Origin of the sequence: Qipengyuania sp. RANM35 (genome assembly GCF_041021145.2) — a bacterium.
GTDB classification, from domain to species: domain Bacteria; phylum Pseudomonadota; class Alphaproteobacteria; order Sphingomonadales; family Sphingomonadaceae; genus Qipengyuania; species Qipengyuania soli.
Window position 1 is genome coordinate 260,116 of record NZ_CM196433.1, and the last position, 13,581, is coordinate 273,696.

11 protein-coding genes are annotated in these 13,581 nt (G+C 64.2%); 3 read left to right on the forward strand and 8 right to left on the reverse strand.

The features are described from left to right. The first annotated feature begins 9 nt into the window (after window positions 1-9). The 3 genes from RAM60_RS01295 (at window position 10) to tilS (ending at window position 2,889) form a co-directional block, all read left to right on the forward strand. Complete coding sequence (locus tag RAM60_RS01295) at window positions 10-858, forward strand: helix-turn-helix domain-containing protein (protein ID WP_369025903.1); 849 nt, start codon at window positions 10-12, stop codon at window positions 856-858. 95 nt (window positions 859-953) lie between these two features. Beyond that, the gene (locus RAM60_RS01300) at window positions 954-1,901 is read left to right on the forward strand and encodes a tetratricopeptide repeat protein (protein WP_369025902.1); all 948 of its coding nucleotides are present in this window, start codon (window positions 954-956) and stop codon (window positions 1,899-1,901) included. A gap of 1 nt (window position 1,902) precedes the next feature. After that, window positions 1,903-2,889 carry a tRNA lysidine(34) synthetase TilS gene (gene tilS / locus RAM60_RS01305; protein ID WP_369025901.1) on the forward strand — a complete coding sequence of 329 codons (987 nt, stop codon included), beginning with the start codon at window positions 1,903-1,905 and terminating at the stop codon, window positions 2,887-2,889. Window positions 2,890-2,895: 6 nt separating this feature from the next. On the opposite strand, the gene RAM60_RS01310 is transcribed toward tilS, so the two are convergent. From RAM60_RS01310 to rimO, 8 genes are all read right to left on the reverse strand, one after another. Beyond that, window positions 2,896-3,537, reverse strand: coding sequence for a L,D-transpeptidase family protein (locus RAM60_RS01310; protein ID WP_369025900.1), 642 nt, complete (start codon window positions 3,535-3,537; stop codon window positions 2,896-2,898). A gap of 68 nt (window positions 3,538-3,605) precedes the next feature. Next, window positions 3,606-4,199 carry a bifunctional 4-hydroxy-2-oxoglutarate aldolase/2-dehydro-3-deoxy-phosphogluconate aldolase gene (gene eda, locus RAM60_RS01315; RefSeq protein WP_369026162.1) on the reverse strand — a complete coding sequence of 198 codons (594 nt, stop codon included), beginning with the start codon at window positions 4,197-4,199 and terminating at the stop codon, window positions 3,606-3,608. A gap of 17 nt (window positions 4,200-4,216) precedes the next feature. Next, on the reverse strand, window positions 4,217-5,200 hold the full coding sequence (gene glk / locus RAM60_RS01320) for a glucokinase (protein ID WP_369025899.1): 984 nt from the start codon (window positions 5,198-5,200) through the stop codon (window positions 4,217-4,219). A 2-nt stretch (window positions 5,201-5,202) separates the two neighbouring features. Next, on the reverse strand, window positions 5,203-7,014 hold the full coding sequence (gene edd, locus RAM60_RS01325) for a phosphogluconate dehydratase (protein WP_369025898.1): 1,812 nt from the start codon (window positions 7,012-7,014) through the stop codon (window positions 5,203-5,205). Beyond that, the gene (gene zwf / locus RAM60_RS01330) at window positions 7,007-8,449 is read right to left on the reverse strand and encodes a glucose-6-phosphate dehydrogenase (RefSeq protein WP_369025897.1); all 1,443 of its coding nucleotides are present in this window, start codon (window positions 8,447-8,449) and stop codon (window positions 7,007-7,009) included. The genes edd and zwf overlap by 8 nt, the downstream gene beginning before the upstream one ends. Before the next feature lie 87 nt (window positions 8,450-8,536). Then, window positions 8,537-9,334, reverse strand: coding sequence for a transglutaminase-like domain-containing protein (locus RAM60_RS01335; protein WP_369025896.1), 798 nt, complete (start codon window positions 9,332-9,334; stop codon window positions 8,537-8,539). 240 nt (window positions 9,335-9,574) lie between these two features. Continuing rightward, a complete protein-coding gene (locus RAM60_RS01340) occupies window positions 9,575-11,938 on the reverse strand; it encodes an EAL domain-containing protein (RefSeq protein WP_369025895.1) in 2,364 nt (787 codons plus the stop codon). Window positions 11,939-12,194: 256 nt separating this feature from the next. Next, window positions 12,195-13,568 carry a 30S ribosomal protein S12 methylthiotransferase RimO gene (gene rimO, locus RAM60_RS01345; RefSeq protein WP_369025894.1) on the reverse strand — a complete coding sequence of 458 codons (1,374 nt, stop codon included), beginning with the start codon at window positions 13,566-13,568 and terminating at the stop codon, window positions 12,195-12,197. Between the last annotated feature and the right edge of the window lie 13 nt (window positions 13,569-13,581).

A 13,581-nucleotide genomic window follows, 5' to 3' on the forward strand; every position in this document is an offset into this window, starting at 1 on the left:
GGGGACCGCATGGAACAGGACACAAGCGTCGAGGAACAATTTGCCCATACCGGAAGGGTGGGGGACCGCCTGCGCGCCGCGCGCGAGAAGGCAGGGTTCGACCTCGAACAGGTAGCCGCCGAAACGCGCATCCCGATCAGGCATCTCCAGTCGATCGAAGCAGGCCAGTTCGGTGCGCTGCCTTCGCGCACCTATGCGGTCGGGTTCAGCCGTACCTATGCCCGCACCGTGGGTCTCGACGAGCGCGAGATCATCGACCAGGTCCGCGCGGAGCTGGCCGAGGGCGATCTCGATCCACGCACTTCGCCGGCCCGTTTCGAGCCGGGTGACCCGGCACGCGTGCCGGGCCGCGGCCTTGCCTGGTTCGCTGTCCTTGCGGGCATCATCCTCGTGGCGGGGATTTACGCCTTCTACAGCACCTATTTCGCGCCCGGCCTCGGTCCTGCACCCCTGCGCGATCCCGCCGAAGAGAAGCCCGCTGCGGCAGCCGCCGCCCCTGCTGCCGCACCTGCCGCGACACCGACCGGTGGCCCGGTGGTCTTCACCAACGAGATGGATGGCACCTGGGTGCGGTTCTACGACGGGACCGGCAAGACCCTCTTCGAAGGCATCATGGCCAAGGGGGACAAGTTCACCGTCCCTGCCGATGCCGCGAACCCGCAAATCCGCACCGGACGACCCTATGCCTTCACGATTACCGTGGGTGGCAAGGCGGTGCCCAAGCTGTCCGAGGTGGACGAGGTGGTCAGCAACGTCCCGGTCGATGCCGCAGCCTTGATAGCCCGGCCCGTGCCTGCGCCGTCTGTCTCGACTACACTCTCTGCACCCGCGACGCCTGCTCCGGTCGCAACGCCCTGATCGAGGGGAGGGGAAAAGCCCCTTCATGACCTCGACAGCTTTGCGCCCCTAGGGCAGTTTTCCAGACCAACGGATTTCCATCAGGAGCCCACCCGATGAACATCGGACGAATTGCACGCACCTGGGGCCTCGGCAGCGTCGCCGTCGCCCTGCTCGCCACCTCGGTGCCCGCCCTTGCGCAGGACAATGGCGAGGAAATGCGCATCCGCCGCCTCGAGCAGGAAGTGAAGGCGCTGCAGCGCAAGGTGTTCCCGGGCGCAGACGGGCGCTATTTCGAACCCGAGATCAGCGCGACGCCGTCTACCGGCACAACGACCGTGCCGACTAACTCGACCACGGCAGTGACCGATATCCTCGCCCGCCTCGACGCGCTCGAGGCGCAATTGCAGCGCCAGACCGCGCAGAACGAGGAGAATGCCAACACGCTTCGGGTTCTCGGAGAACGCATCGCCGTCCTGGAAGCTGGCGGGGTCAAGCCCGCAGTGGCCACGAACACGGCCCCGGCGACCGAGACGATCGTCTCGCCGTCGAACAATGCGGTGAACACCAATGTCGACAAGATGACCGGCAACGCGCCGCCGGCCAAGCCTGCGACCGGACCCAGCGCCGAACGTCTTGCCGCAGTGCAGGCGATCGCCAAGCCGCAGACCGACGATGCCGGCGACGACGAATATTCCTATGGCTTCCGCCTGTGGAATGCCGGCTTCTTCCCCGAGGCGGCCCAGCAGCTGACGATGTTCGTCGAGAAATATCCCAAGCACAGCCGGATTTCCTACGGCCGCAACCTGCTCGGCCGCGCGTATCTCAACGATGGCAAGGCGCGCGAGGCAGCGCCGTGGTTCCTGAAGAACTACCAGTCGGACAAGCAGGGTGCGCGCGCGGGCGACAGCCTGCTGTACCTTGCCGAAGCGATGATCCAGCTGAAGGACACCAAGCGCGCCTGCATCGCCCTGGCCGAGTTCTCGGAAACCTATCCGGCTCTCGCTACCGGTCGCCTCGCAAGCGATTATGCGGCACGGCGCGACAAGGTGAAGTGCGGCTGACGTGAACCTGGACCCGCTTCTGGTCGAGCGATTTCGCGAAGACCTCGAGGCGGTCTGGCCGTTTTCCGGCACCGGTGAGAAACTGCTGTTGGCGGTGTCCGGCGGGCCGGACAGCCTCGCCATGCTGTTGCTGGCCCACGCGGCAATCCCCGGGCAGGTCGAGGCAGCCACGGTCGACCATCGGCTCCGCGCCGCCGCCGCACGGGAGGCGGCCTACGTCGCTGGCATCTGCGAGCGGCTGGGAGTTCGCCACAAGGTGCTCGAGGTCGATGTCGCCGAGGGCAACCTCCAGGCGGAGGCGCGATCGGCCCGTTACGACGCGTTGGCAGGCTGGATGGAGGAGCGCGAAATCTCCACCATGGCCACCGCTCACCAGCTCGACGACCAGGCAGAGACGTTCCTCATGCGCCTCAACCGTGGCAGTGGGCTGGGAGGCCTCGCGGGGATCCGCAAGCTGACCGGCGTTCCCGGCCACGAATACCTGCGCCTCATCCGGCCGGTGCTCGGCTGGCGGCGGAGCGAGTTGCAGGCGGTGGTGGATGTGGCGGGGATCGAAGCGGTCACCGACCCCTCGAACGAGGACGACCAGTTCGACCGTGTCAGGATGCGCAAGGCGCTGGCCTCTGTGGACTGGCTGGACATCCCCGCAATCGCCAGAAGCGCCGAATTGCTGGCACATGCCGATGCTTCGCTCGACTGGGTAGTGTCACGAGAATGGATGGAGTGCGTCTCGCAAGGCGACGGGGCCATCACCTACCGCGCGCTCAAGACCGGACTAGGCGGCGACCGGGTCATCCGCCCCGCGCTGCTGGTCCGGATTTTCAGGGTCCTGGGCGCAACGCTGGACCTGTCGGCAGCAGGTGCACTCGCCGCCAATCTCGAAAGTGGCAAGGCGGGCAATGTCGCGGGCATCCATGCGGAGGCCGTCGATGTTGCAGGCGAGCGGTTATGGCAATTCCGGCCTGAGAATCCGCGCCGTACCGGCTAGCGCATTTCAGATGATGCTGTCGCCGAGGCCCATGGTCTTGCCGTCGGTAATCACCACCATGTCGCCCTTCTTGGCGATGGCGAAAAGGCGGCTGGCGATCTCGTCCGGCACGCCGACGCAGCCGTGGCTGGCATAGCCGTTCTCGACCAGGTGGCCGCCGTGAATGGCGACCCCGTCGGTGGTCAGGAACAGGCTCCACGGCATGGGCGCATTGCCATATTTCTCGGACACGTTGTGCCGATCCTTGTAGAGGATCGGGAAGTGTCCCGTAGGGGTCGGGTGGTCATCGGTCCCCAGCATCACTGCAGCCGCGCCAATCTCGTAACCGCCCTGGAAGACCGAGATGACCCGTGCCTGCAGGTCCACGGTGACCAGCAAGGGACCGGGCGGCACGTCCTTGTCGTCCCAGTACCACTCGCCGTACTTGATCGGTCCTTCGATCGGGAGGATGCGGCGCACGGTATAGAGGCGGTCGTAATCGGCCTGCGCCTTCGCAGCGATTGCGCCCATCGGCTCGAGCTTCGGCTGGTTGGCGGCAGCGGACGGCGTCGCATCGGCGGGATCGCCCGCACCGGTCAGCGCAACGCCGCCCAGCACGGCGGCAACAACCAGTGTCGCCCCACCGATCCACTTCAGATTCGCATCCATGCGCTGCAGTATGCGCAGCAAAAGGTGAATTTTCCAGTACCGCCCCAGCGGGCAGGGCAGGTGAAACCCTAGCTTCCGAGGGTAAACGCCTCGCGCGCGAGCTTCTCGACATTCGCCTCGTCGACCGGGCCGCGCGGCGAAACCCAGCTTCCGCCGACGCAGAGCACGGGGTCGAAGGCCAGCCATTCGGGGGCATTTTGCAGCGTGATCCCGCCTGTGGGGCAGAAGCGGCACTGGCCGAACGGCGCAGCGAGGGCCTTGAGTGCCGGAATTCCGCCCGAAGTCACTGCCGGGAAGAACTTGAAATGCGTCAGGCCAAGATCGAGTCCGCGCATGATGTCGCCTGCACTGGCGATGCCGGGCAGGAACGGGATGCGCTCGCGGATTGCCGCCTTGCCGAGCGGTTCGGTCAGGCCGGGCGAGACGATGAACTCGCTGCCCGCATCGATTGCCTTCATCAGCTCGGCTTCGTTGGTCACCGTGCCCGCGCCGACGATGGCGCCTTCGACGCTCTTCATCGCGCGGATTGCATCGAGTGCCGCAGGAGTGCGCAGGGTAACTTCGAGGACGCGCAGGCCGCCGGCGACCAGCGCGCGGGCGAGCGGGACTGCATGTTCGACCTCGTCCACCACGATCACCGGAATGACCGGCGCGGTCTGCATGATGTCGGCAATATGGGTCACTTGGCGGCCTTTCCGTGTTCGGAGGCGAATGCCGCAGCGGCACCGAAAAGGCCCGGCTGCGGATGGATGATGAGCTTGACCGGGATCGAGGCCATCAGCTCCTGGAAGCGGCCCTTGGCCTTGAAGCGCTCGGCAAAGCCCGACTTCAGCAACGTCTCGCGAATGCGGTAGCCGAGGCCGCCCGCGATCACGACACCGCCGAAACCGCCCTGCGCCAACGCAATGTCGCCCGCGACACTGCCAAGCGACATGCAGAAGCGGTCGACCGCCGCGGCGGCGAGGCTGTCGCTGCCGTCCTGCCCGCGCGTCCAGATGGCAATATCGTCTTCCTCGGCGACCGGCTTGCCCTCCATCGCGGCGAGCGCCTGGTAGATGTCCGAAATCGCCGGGCCCGCAACAACGCGCTCGACCGAAACGCGGGTATGGCGCTTGCGCAGGCGGGCGAGAATGGCATCGTCGATCTGGTCGAGCGGGGCGAAGTCGATATGCCCGCCCTCGGTCGCCGAGACGCGATAGGTGCCATCGGGTTCGCGATAGAGATGCGCGACGCCGAGCCCCGTGCCGGGACCGAGCACGCTCAGGCGACCGGTTGGTGCGAGCGGCTTGTCGGGACCCGTCAAATGGATGAACTGGTCCTCGCTCGCCCGCGCGACGGCATGGGCGACTGCCTCGAAATCGTTGACGATGGTGAACCGCTCGACGCCGAGTTTTTCCTTCACCAACGCCGGACGGATGATCCACGGATTGTTGGTGAAGCGAATGACTTCGCCGCCAACCGGTCCGGCAATGGCCATCGACACGCGCGGGGGCAGGCTGCCCCCCATGCGGTCGCGAAAGTCCTCCCACGCGGTCTGGAAACTCGCATGGTCGACGGTGTGAAGCGTCTCGGGCTGGCCGAGGGTGATCGAGCCGTCGTCATGGATCGTTGCGATGGCGAAGCGGGCATGCGTCCCGCCGATATCTACGCTGACAACGTCCATGCTCACAGTCCTGCCATGGCCAGCATGGCCGACGCCCCGCGCTCGGCCCCGTCCGCGCCGAGGCGGAACATGGCAAAGAGTTCGCGGCCCATGCCTGTATCGGGTGCCGGTTCGCTCGCCGCTTCGCGCGCGTCGAGGTCGGCATCTGTCGAAAGCGTGCCGGTGACGGCGCACAGCCGCACCATATCGCCGTCGCGCAGTTTGCTGAGTGGCCCGCCGCCGAGTGCTTCGGGCGTGCAGTGGATCGCTGCCGGGACCTTGCCCGACGCGCCCGACATGCGCCCGTCGGTGACGAGGGCGACGCGGTAACCGCGATCCTGCAGCACGCCGAGTGCAGGGGTCAGCTTGTGCAGTTCGGGCATGCCGTTGGCGCGGGGGCCCTGGAAGCGGACGACGACGACCACGTCGCGGTCGAGTTCGCCGCGCCTGAAGGCCTCGTTGACCGAATGCTGGTCCTCAAACACGCGACACGGGGCCTCGATGGTCCAGCGTTCGCGATCGACGGCAGAGGACTTGAAGCAGGCGCGGCCGAGATTGCCTTCGACAAGGCGCATGCCGCCGTCCGCCTGGAACGGGTCGGAGGCTGGACGGAGCATTTCCGCATCGCCGCTGGGGCCGGGATCGCGCCAGGTCAGCGCGTCGCCGTCCATGCCGGGTTCCCTGGAATAGGCCTCGAACCCGCCGTCCCAGATCGTCAGGATGTCGGCATGTGCCAATCCTTCGTCGAGGAGTGTGCCGATGACATAGCCCATGCCGCCCGCATCGTGGAAATGGTTCACGTCGCCCGATCCGTTGGGATAGACCCGCGCCACCAGCGGGACCGCGCTAGAAAGCTCGGCGAGGTCGGTCCAGTCGAAGGCGATGCCCGCCGCGCGTGCCATGGCGGGAATGTGGATCGCATGGTTGGTCGACCCGCCGGTGGCGAGGAGGCCAATGGCGGCGTTCACGATCGCCTTCTCGTCGACCACGCGACCGAGCGGACGGAAGTCGCCATCCTTGCCCATCTCAGCGAGGCGATGCGTCGCCTTGCGGCTCAGTTCCTGCCGCAGCTTCGCGCCCGGCGGCACGAAGGCCGCACCGGGAACGTGAAGACCCATCATCTCCATCATCATCTGGTTGGAGTTTGCCGTGCCGTAGAAGGTGCAGGTGCCGGGCGAGTGGTAGCTGCCCATCTCGCTCGCCAGCAGCTCCTCGCGGCTCGCCTTGCCCTCGGCATAGAGCTGGCGGACGCGCTGCTTTTCCTTGTTCGAGATGCCCGTGCCCATGGGCCCCGAAGGCACGAAGATCGCCGGCAGGTGGCCGAAGCGCAGCGCACCCATCAGGAGGCCCGGGACGATCTTGTCGCAAATGCCGAGCAGGGCGATCCCGTCGAACATGGCATGACTCAGCGCAACCACGGTCGAGAGCGCAATGGCATCGCGGCTGAACAGCGACAGTTCCATCCCGTCCTGCCCCTGCGTCACGCCGTCGCACATGGCCGGAGTGCCGCCCGCGACCTGCACCGTCGCGCCGACTTCGCGCGCCCAGATCTTCATCCGCTCGGGATAGCGGTAATACGGCTGGTGGGCCGAAAGCATGTCGTTGTAGGCGGTGACGACGCCAAGGTTCGGGCCGCGCGCCGCGCGGATTGCCTCCTGGTCTTCCTCCGCCCCGGCGAACGCATGGGCGAGGTTCGAGCAGGACATCGAGTGGCGGTTGACCTGATTGCCGGCCTCGCGCTCCATCAATTCGAGATACTGCCCACGCGATTTGCGCGAGTTCTCGATCACCCGCTGGGTGACGCGATGGACGGTATCGTTCAGTGGCTTACTCATCGTGCCAGCTCACCCCATCACGCTCTGCGAGAGCGATCGCTGCACTTGGTCCCCAGCTGCCTGCACCATATGTCTTCGGCCTGATGCCGGCATCGACCCACAGCTTGCGAATGGCGTCGATCCATTCCCACTGCGCCTCCACCTCGTCGCGGCGGACAAACAGCGTCTGGTCGCCTTCGACAAGGTCGAGAAGCAGCCGTTCGTAGGCAATGCGGCGGACCGCACCCGAGAAGGCATCGTCCATGGCGATATCGAGCGGCACCGGGCGCAGGCGCAGGCCCTCGCGATCGAGGCCTGGCACCTTGGCCATCATGGTCAGCTGGATGTTCTCTTCGGGCTGGATGCCGATGACGAGGCGGTTCGGCTGGGTGGTCGCACCGCGGCCCTCGAAGATCGAGTGCGGGATGCAGCGGAACTGAACCACGATCTCGGTCACGCGTTCGGGCAGGCGCTTGCCGGTGCGCATGTAGAAGGGCACGCCCTTCCAGCGCCAGTTGTCGACATGTGCCTTGATCGCGACGAAGGTTTCGGTGTCGCTGTCCTTGCCGAGTTCCTCGTCGTAGCCCGGTACGGCGGCACCGTTGACCGCGCCTGCGCGATACTGGCCGGTGACGGTCTCGTCGCGGCCGACCGGGCGCAAGGCGCGCAGCACCTTGACCTTCTCGTCGCGCACGGCCGTTGCATCGAAGCTCGTCGGAGGCTCCATCGCGACGAGCGCTAGCAGCTGCAGCATGTGATTCTGGACCATGTCGCGCAGCGCGCCGCTGTCGTCGTAATAGGCGACGCGGCTTTCGAGGCCCACGGTTTCGGCGACGGTGATCTGGACGTGGTCGATGTAACGCGCGTTCCACACCGGCTCGAACAGAAGGTTGGCAAAGCGCAGGGCGAGGAGGTTCTGAACCGTTTCCTTGCCGAGATAGTGATCGATCCGGAAAATCCGGTCCTCGGGGAAGGCGCGGGCGACCGCGTCGTTGATCTCGCAGCTGCTGCCGAGGTCGGTGCCAAGCGGCTTTTCGAGCCCGATGCGGACGTTGCCTTCGGTCAGCCCCGCGTGCTGCAATCCGGAAATCGTTGCTTCGAACAGGCTCGGTGCGGTCGAAAGGAAGATGGCGAGGCCATTTCCATAGTCGCCGATTTCCTTCGCCAGCTCGTCATACCCTTCGACCGTCGTTGCATCGACGGGCACGTAGTGCAGGCGGCCGAGGAAGTTATCGACGCCCGTCCGGCGGTTTTCGGGGAGATATTTCTCCAGCGCTTCGCGCGCGAAGTCGCGATAGGCCTGGGTCGAAAGGTCCGATCGGGCGGTGCCGACGATCTTCAGATCTTCGGCAAGGAGGCCGTCGGCGTCGAGCGCGCAGAGCGATGGCAGCAGCATACGCTGCGCCAAGTCACCGGTCGCGCCGAAGAGCAGCAGTCTGTCCGCGGTGAAGCTCATGCGAAATGCCCTGCAGTCATGGTTCTCCCTCTCTCCTGCGTCAGGCGGTTACCAGCGCGGGCGACACCATGCCAGTGGGCTGCATTCCTATTCTTGCACCACCGACACCCGGCTCGACCGGAAATTGCTTGGCCCGAAGCTGGTGAGGAAGCTGACGTCGGCCGCGTCGCGACCCACGCCGATCTTCACGATATCTTCCGGCGTGGCCATGCCCGTTGCGTCAACCAGCTGCCAGGTGCCGCCATCCCTGGTGTTCGGGTCTTCGAGGAAGACTTCGGCCACGGCGTGGAAATCGGGCGGGGTAACGCCGGGCGAATAACAGGCGACGTAACGTGCCGGGATGGTGCTGGCGCGGGCGAGAGAAATGAGCACGTGGGCATAGTCGCGGCAGATGCCCTGTCGCTGGACAAAGCTGTCGACCGCGCCGGTGTCCGGGCCGGAGCTTCCGGGGACGTAGGAGAGGTTCTGCGCGATCCAGTCGCGGATCGCGGCGATCCGTGCACCGCCCTGAGTGTCGCCGAACTCGGCCTCGACGAAGGGCTGGAACTGGTCTGCCGGGCAATAGCGGCTGTCGAACAGGTACTGCACTGCCTCTCCGGGCATGTCGTGCGGAGCGAGCATTTCCAGCGACTGGAGCGGAGCGATCATCCGCTGGACTTCAGCCCGAGCGCTGTAGCTTACATCGAAGTCGCCTTCCGCCCTGATCCAGATTCGCTCGCCGATATCGTCCTGTGCCGGAACGCGTGCACAATGTTCCGAAGCGGAGAGCGTGGTTTTCGGATTGATGATCTTCTGTTCTGGAAGCGAGGCCGCCTCGAACTGCAGCAACACATCGGTCGGCTGGTCGAGCGAAAAGGAAAAGCTGGCTTCGATGAGGAGCGACATATGACCTTGGAACGCAGGAACTGCGCGCTTGTTTCGTCGAATTTCCCGACTTCATCTCCGATCGGGAAAAGCAAGTCGAACCCCGAAACGAGAAAGGGCCCCGTGAGGGGCCCTATCGAAAACTGGTTGAAGATCGACGATCCTAGTCGTCGCTGAAGAACCAACGCCAAATACGGAACATATGTACCTCCTGTTTGATACAGGAGGGTTAATTCCATTAACCATGGTTGTTTGTAAAGTCTAAACCATGTTCGCTTTTCGCGCTTCTTCTCGGTTCTCGTTGAATTCCAGCAACTTAGACAGGGAAATCGGGCGACTGAAAACATAGCCCTGAAGCTCGTCACAGCCGATTTCGTTAAGGATTTCCACCTCTTCGGGCGTTTCGACGCCTTCCGCAACGATGGTGATTCGCGCTTCGCGGCCCATGGCGACGAGGCTCGAGACGATGGCCCGCGCCTTGGGGTCCTTCAGCATGTTGCTGACGAACAGGCGGTCGATCTTGAGCTCGTCGAAGGGCAGGGCGAAGAAGGTCTCGAAATTCGCTGCACCCATCCCGAAATCGTCGATCGACACGTTGAGGCCCAATGCCCGGAGCTCGGACAGAATGGCTGCGGCGGTCGAAAGATCGGCGATGCGGGAGGTTTCGGTGACTTCCAGGACAAGGAAGCGCGGATCGAAGCGCGTCGCCTGGAGGATGTTGCGGACGATGCCGACGATGCGCATGTCGCCAAGCAATGTCGCGGAGATGTTGACCGACATCTTGATCATCGTCCCGCGGAAATGGAGCAGCTGTCCTGCCGAGCACGCCGACTGGAGGACGTAGCGGGTCAGGTGCTCCATGCGCCCGGCCTTTTCGCACTGCTGGACGAAGTGAAGCGGTTCGATGAAGCCGCGAGCAGGGTCGTGCCAGCGCACCAGGGCCTCGACCCCGGCGATCGATCCGCTCGCACGGTCGATTTTGGGCTGGTAGAGGCAATAAATCTCGCCCGCTTCCATCGCGGCATCAATGCGGGCGCGCAGCGAGATGTCCCACAGCATGTCTGAATGCGATGCGCTTTCGGCAATACGGATGGGCTCCAGCGCTTCGTTGGTCTCTTCCACGGCTGCGGTGGCAGCCGGAACCCGATTGATCGGATCGCCTTCGATCGCGACTGCGCCGAACGTGATGCCAACGTCGACCGAGTTGCCGCCGACATTCACCGGTGAGGCGAAGATGGCGCGCAGTCCGGACAAGTGCTCCTGCAGCGCGTCCGCGTTCTCGATCGGGGAATGCCATGCGAGGTAATGGCTGTCACTGAAGATGGCGAGGTTGGGATCTGCAGCACGGAATCGATCGACCAGCTTGAGCAGGTATTTGCTCCGGTCCTCGACCTTCAGCGTCTTCAGGATGTGCTCGTAATTGTGGACCTTGGCCACGACCACGAAGCCACTGCTGGTCCCAAGACGAATCAGACGTGCTTCCAGCGCCTTGAGGGTGGGCAGGCCGGTATCCTGGTTGAAGTGTGCCACGCGGCGCTTCCAGCGGGTCCACAGGCGATAGGAGGCGTAGACACCCAGCAAGCCGAGTGCATAGGAAGATTCCATGCGGATGCCGATGCGGGCCGCGACGATCAGGCTGGCAAAGAAGGTGACGACCAGCGCAGTATAGCCGATCCACCTGCGCTTGCGCGTCCGACCCAGCAAGATGACAAGTGCAAGCGCGAGGGCACAGAATAGCATTGATGGAACCGGCCCCAGATAACTCAGGCGGTTCGCCTTTAGGGATTCTGCGGCATAGATTTCGACATAGCTGGCCGGCGCATTGCTGCTGTTTGGAATGCGAAGGCTCGATCCGGCGTTCTGACGGTCATAGCCGATGACAACGCTCTTGCCTGCAAGATCGATATCATCGCTCAACTTCCCGCCGAGTGTCACGAGATCGCTCATCGGCAGGGAATCGATTTCCTTGCTGCCGAAGCCATAGTCGATCTGGAATCGTGAAGCTGTCGCATTGCGCGCACCGCCGAGTGCCGCGCCCAGCGTGGTCATCTTTTTGCCACCGATGACGATGGCAAAGTCGGACACCCACCTCACGTCGAAGAGGTCGGAGTTCTGCTTGTCCGAAATTACTCGCGTGGCCTGTCCGGCAAGTTCCGGGACCGTCCGCTCAATCTTCTGCTTGCCTTGCGCATCATGGAACAGCTGGTCCACCACAACTACTCGTGGGCCCAGCAGGGCAATGGCCTCGGAAAGAGGTTCGTCGAATGCGGGTGACGACTCTTCTTCGAAGGCGATATCGATATAGACCTTGCCGACACCGCGACGGTCGAGTTCGCGCAAGGCGTTGGCCAATCGCACGCGGCGATGACCGAAAACCGGATCATTGATTGGCTCGTCGACACTGACAAAGACGATGTCGCCCGAAGGTTTGTGACCCGCGATCTTGGACTGGAACAGCCAGATAAACTGGTCGACCGGTTCGAGCAGGAAAACCGCGGTCATCACCAGGGTGATGCCCACAGCCCAGAGGACGTGGCGCAGCCGTTCCTTCACGCGCGCGCCGAAGCGGCCGTCTGTCGGGACGGCAGCCCTATCGAGGGCAGAAAGGGCGCTCTTCTGGCTCATTGCGCCCCTTATGGGGCCCTTAAGTTTAAGAAAGTTTTGATGCGGGCTGCGCAAAAGGTCGCAAGCCACCGCAGACTGCGGGTTGCGATGGTTAAATGCGGTTTAGGAAATTAGGCTAAGGAAATTCGGCCCGAACCCTCGGGAACGCTCCCAAGCTACTCACCAAAACCTCGAATTTCCGCGACTTTAGGGCAGGTTTCGCGCGGCTTACGAATAAGGTTAACGGGTAAATCCGGCTGTCGCCCGCGTACAAGAATCAGGCCGGAACGCCAAAAAGATCGTGTGCGTCGCTTTCTTCGATCGAAACGTGCACGATATCGCCCTGCGAAAGCGAAGCCGGGACGTTGCGCAGATACACCGCGCCGTCGATCTCGGGTGCATCGGCCTGACTGCGACCGGTCGCGCCGATGTCGCCATCTTCGTCGGGTTCGCCGATCTCGTCGATGATCACCGGAATGACCTTGCCGACCTTGGCGGCGAGCTTGGCGGCGCTGATCCGCTCGGTCACTTCCATGACGCGGGCGTAGCGTTCTTCCTTCATCGCTTCCGGGACCGGGTCGGGCAGGGCATTGGCCTGGGCACCCTCGACCGGCTCGAAACGGAAGGCACCGACGCGGTCCAGCTGGGCCTCTTCCAGCCAGTCGAGCAGGTACTTGAAATCATCCTCGGTCTCGCCGGGGAAACCGACCACGAAGCTCGAGCGGATGGCGATGTCGGGGCAGATTTGGCGCCAGCTCTTGAGCCGTTCGAGCACCTTGGCCTCGTTGGCCGGGCGCTTCATGGCGCGCAAGACCGACGGGCTGGCATGCTGGAAGGGGATGTCGAGATACGGCGTCAGCAGCCCCTCGGCCATCAGCGGGATCACCGCGTCGACGTGGGGGTAGGGATAGACGTAGTGCAGCCGCACCCAGGGCGGAGTACCCTCGGGCGTGCGCAACTGGCCCAGTTCGCGGGCAAGCTCGGTCATGTGCGCGCGGACGGGACGGTCCTTCCACACCCGCTCCTCGTGCCGGGTATCGACGCCGTAGGCCGAGGTGTCCTGGCTGATGACGAGCAGTTCCTTCGTTCCCGCCGCCACCAACTTTTCTGCTTCTCGCAGCACGGCATCGACGCGACGGCTGGCGAGCTTTCCGCGAAGCTGCGGGATGATGCAGAAGGCGCAGGAGTGATTGCAGCCCTCGGAAATCTTCAGGTAGCTGTAGTGGCGCGGGGTGAGCTTGACGTCGGGCTGCGGGATCAGGTCCACGAACGGTCCCTGCGATGGCGGGGCGGCTTCATGGACTGCCTCGACCACGTCCTCGTACTGGTGGGCGCCGGTTACTGCCAGGACCTGCGGGAAGCGGGCGCGGATGACATCCGCCTCTTCGCCCATGCAGCCGGTGACGATGACGCGGCCGTTTTCCGCAATCGCCTCGCCAATCGCTTCCAGGCTTTCTTCCTTTGCGCTGTCGAGGAAGCCGCAGGTGTTGACCAGCACCACGTCGGCACCGGCGTAGTCGGGGCTCATGGCATAGCCGTCCGCACGCAGGCGCGTGAGGATACGTTCGGAATCCACCAGCGCCTTGGGGCAGCCGAGGGAAACCATCCCGACCTTCTTCTGGTCGGGGATCGAGGCGGGGGAAGTGGTCATGCGATTATCCGGA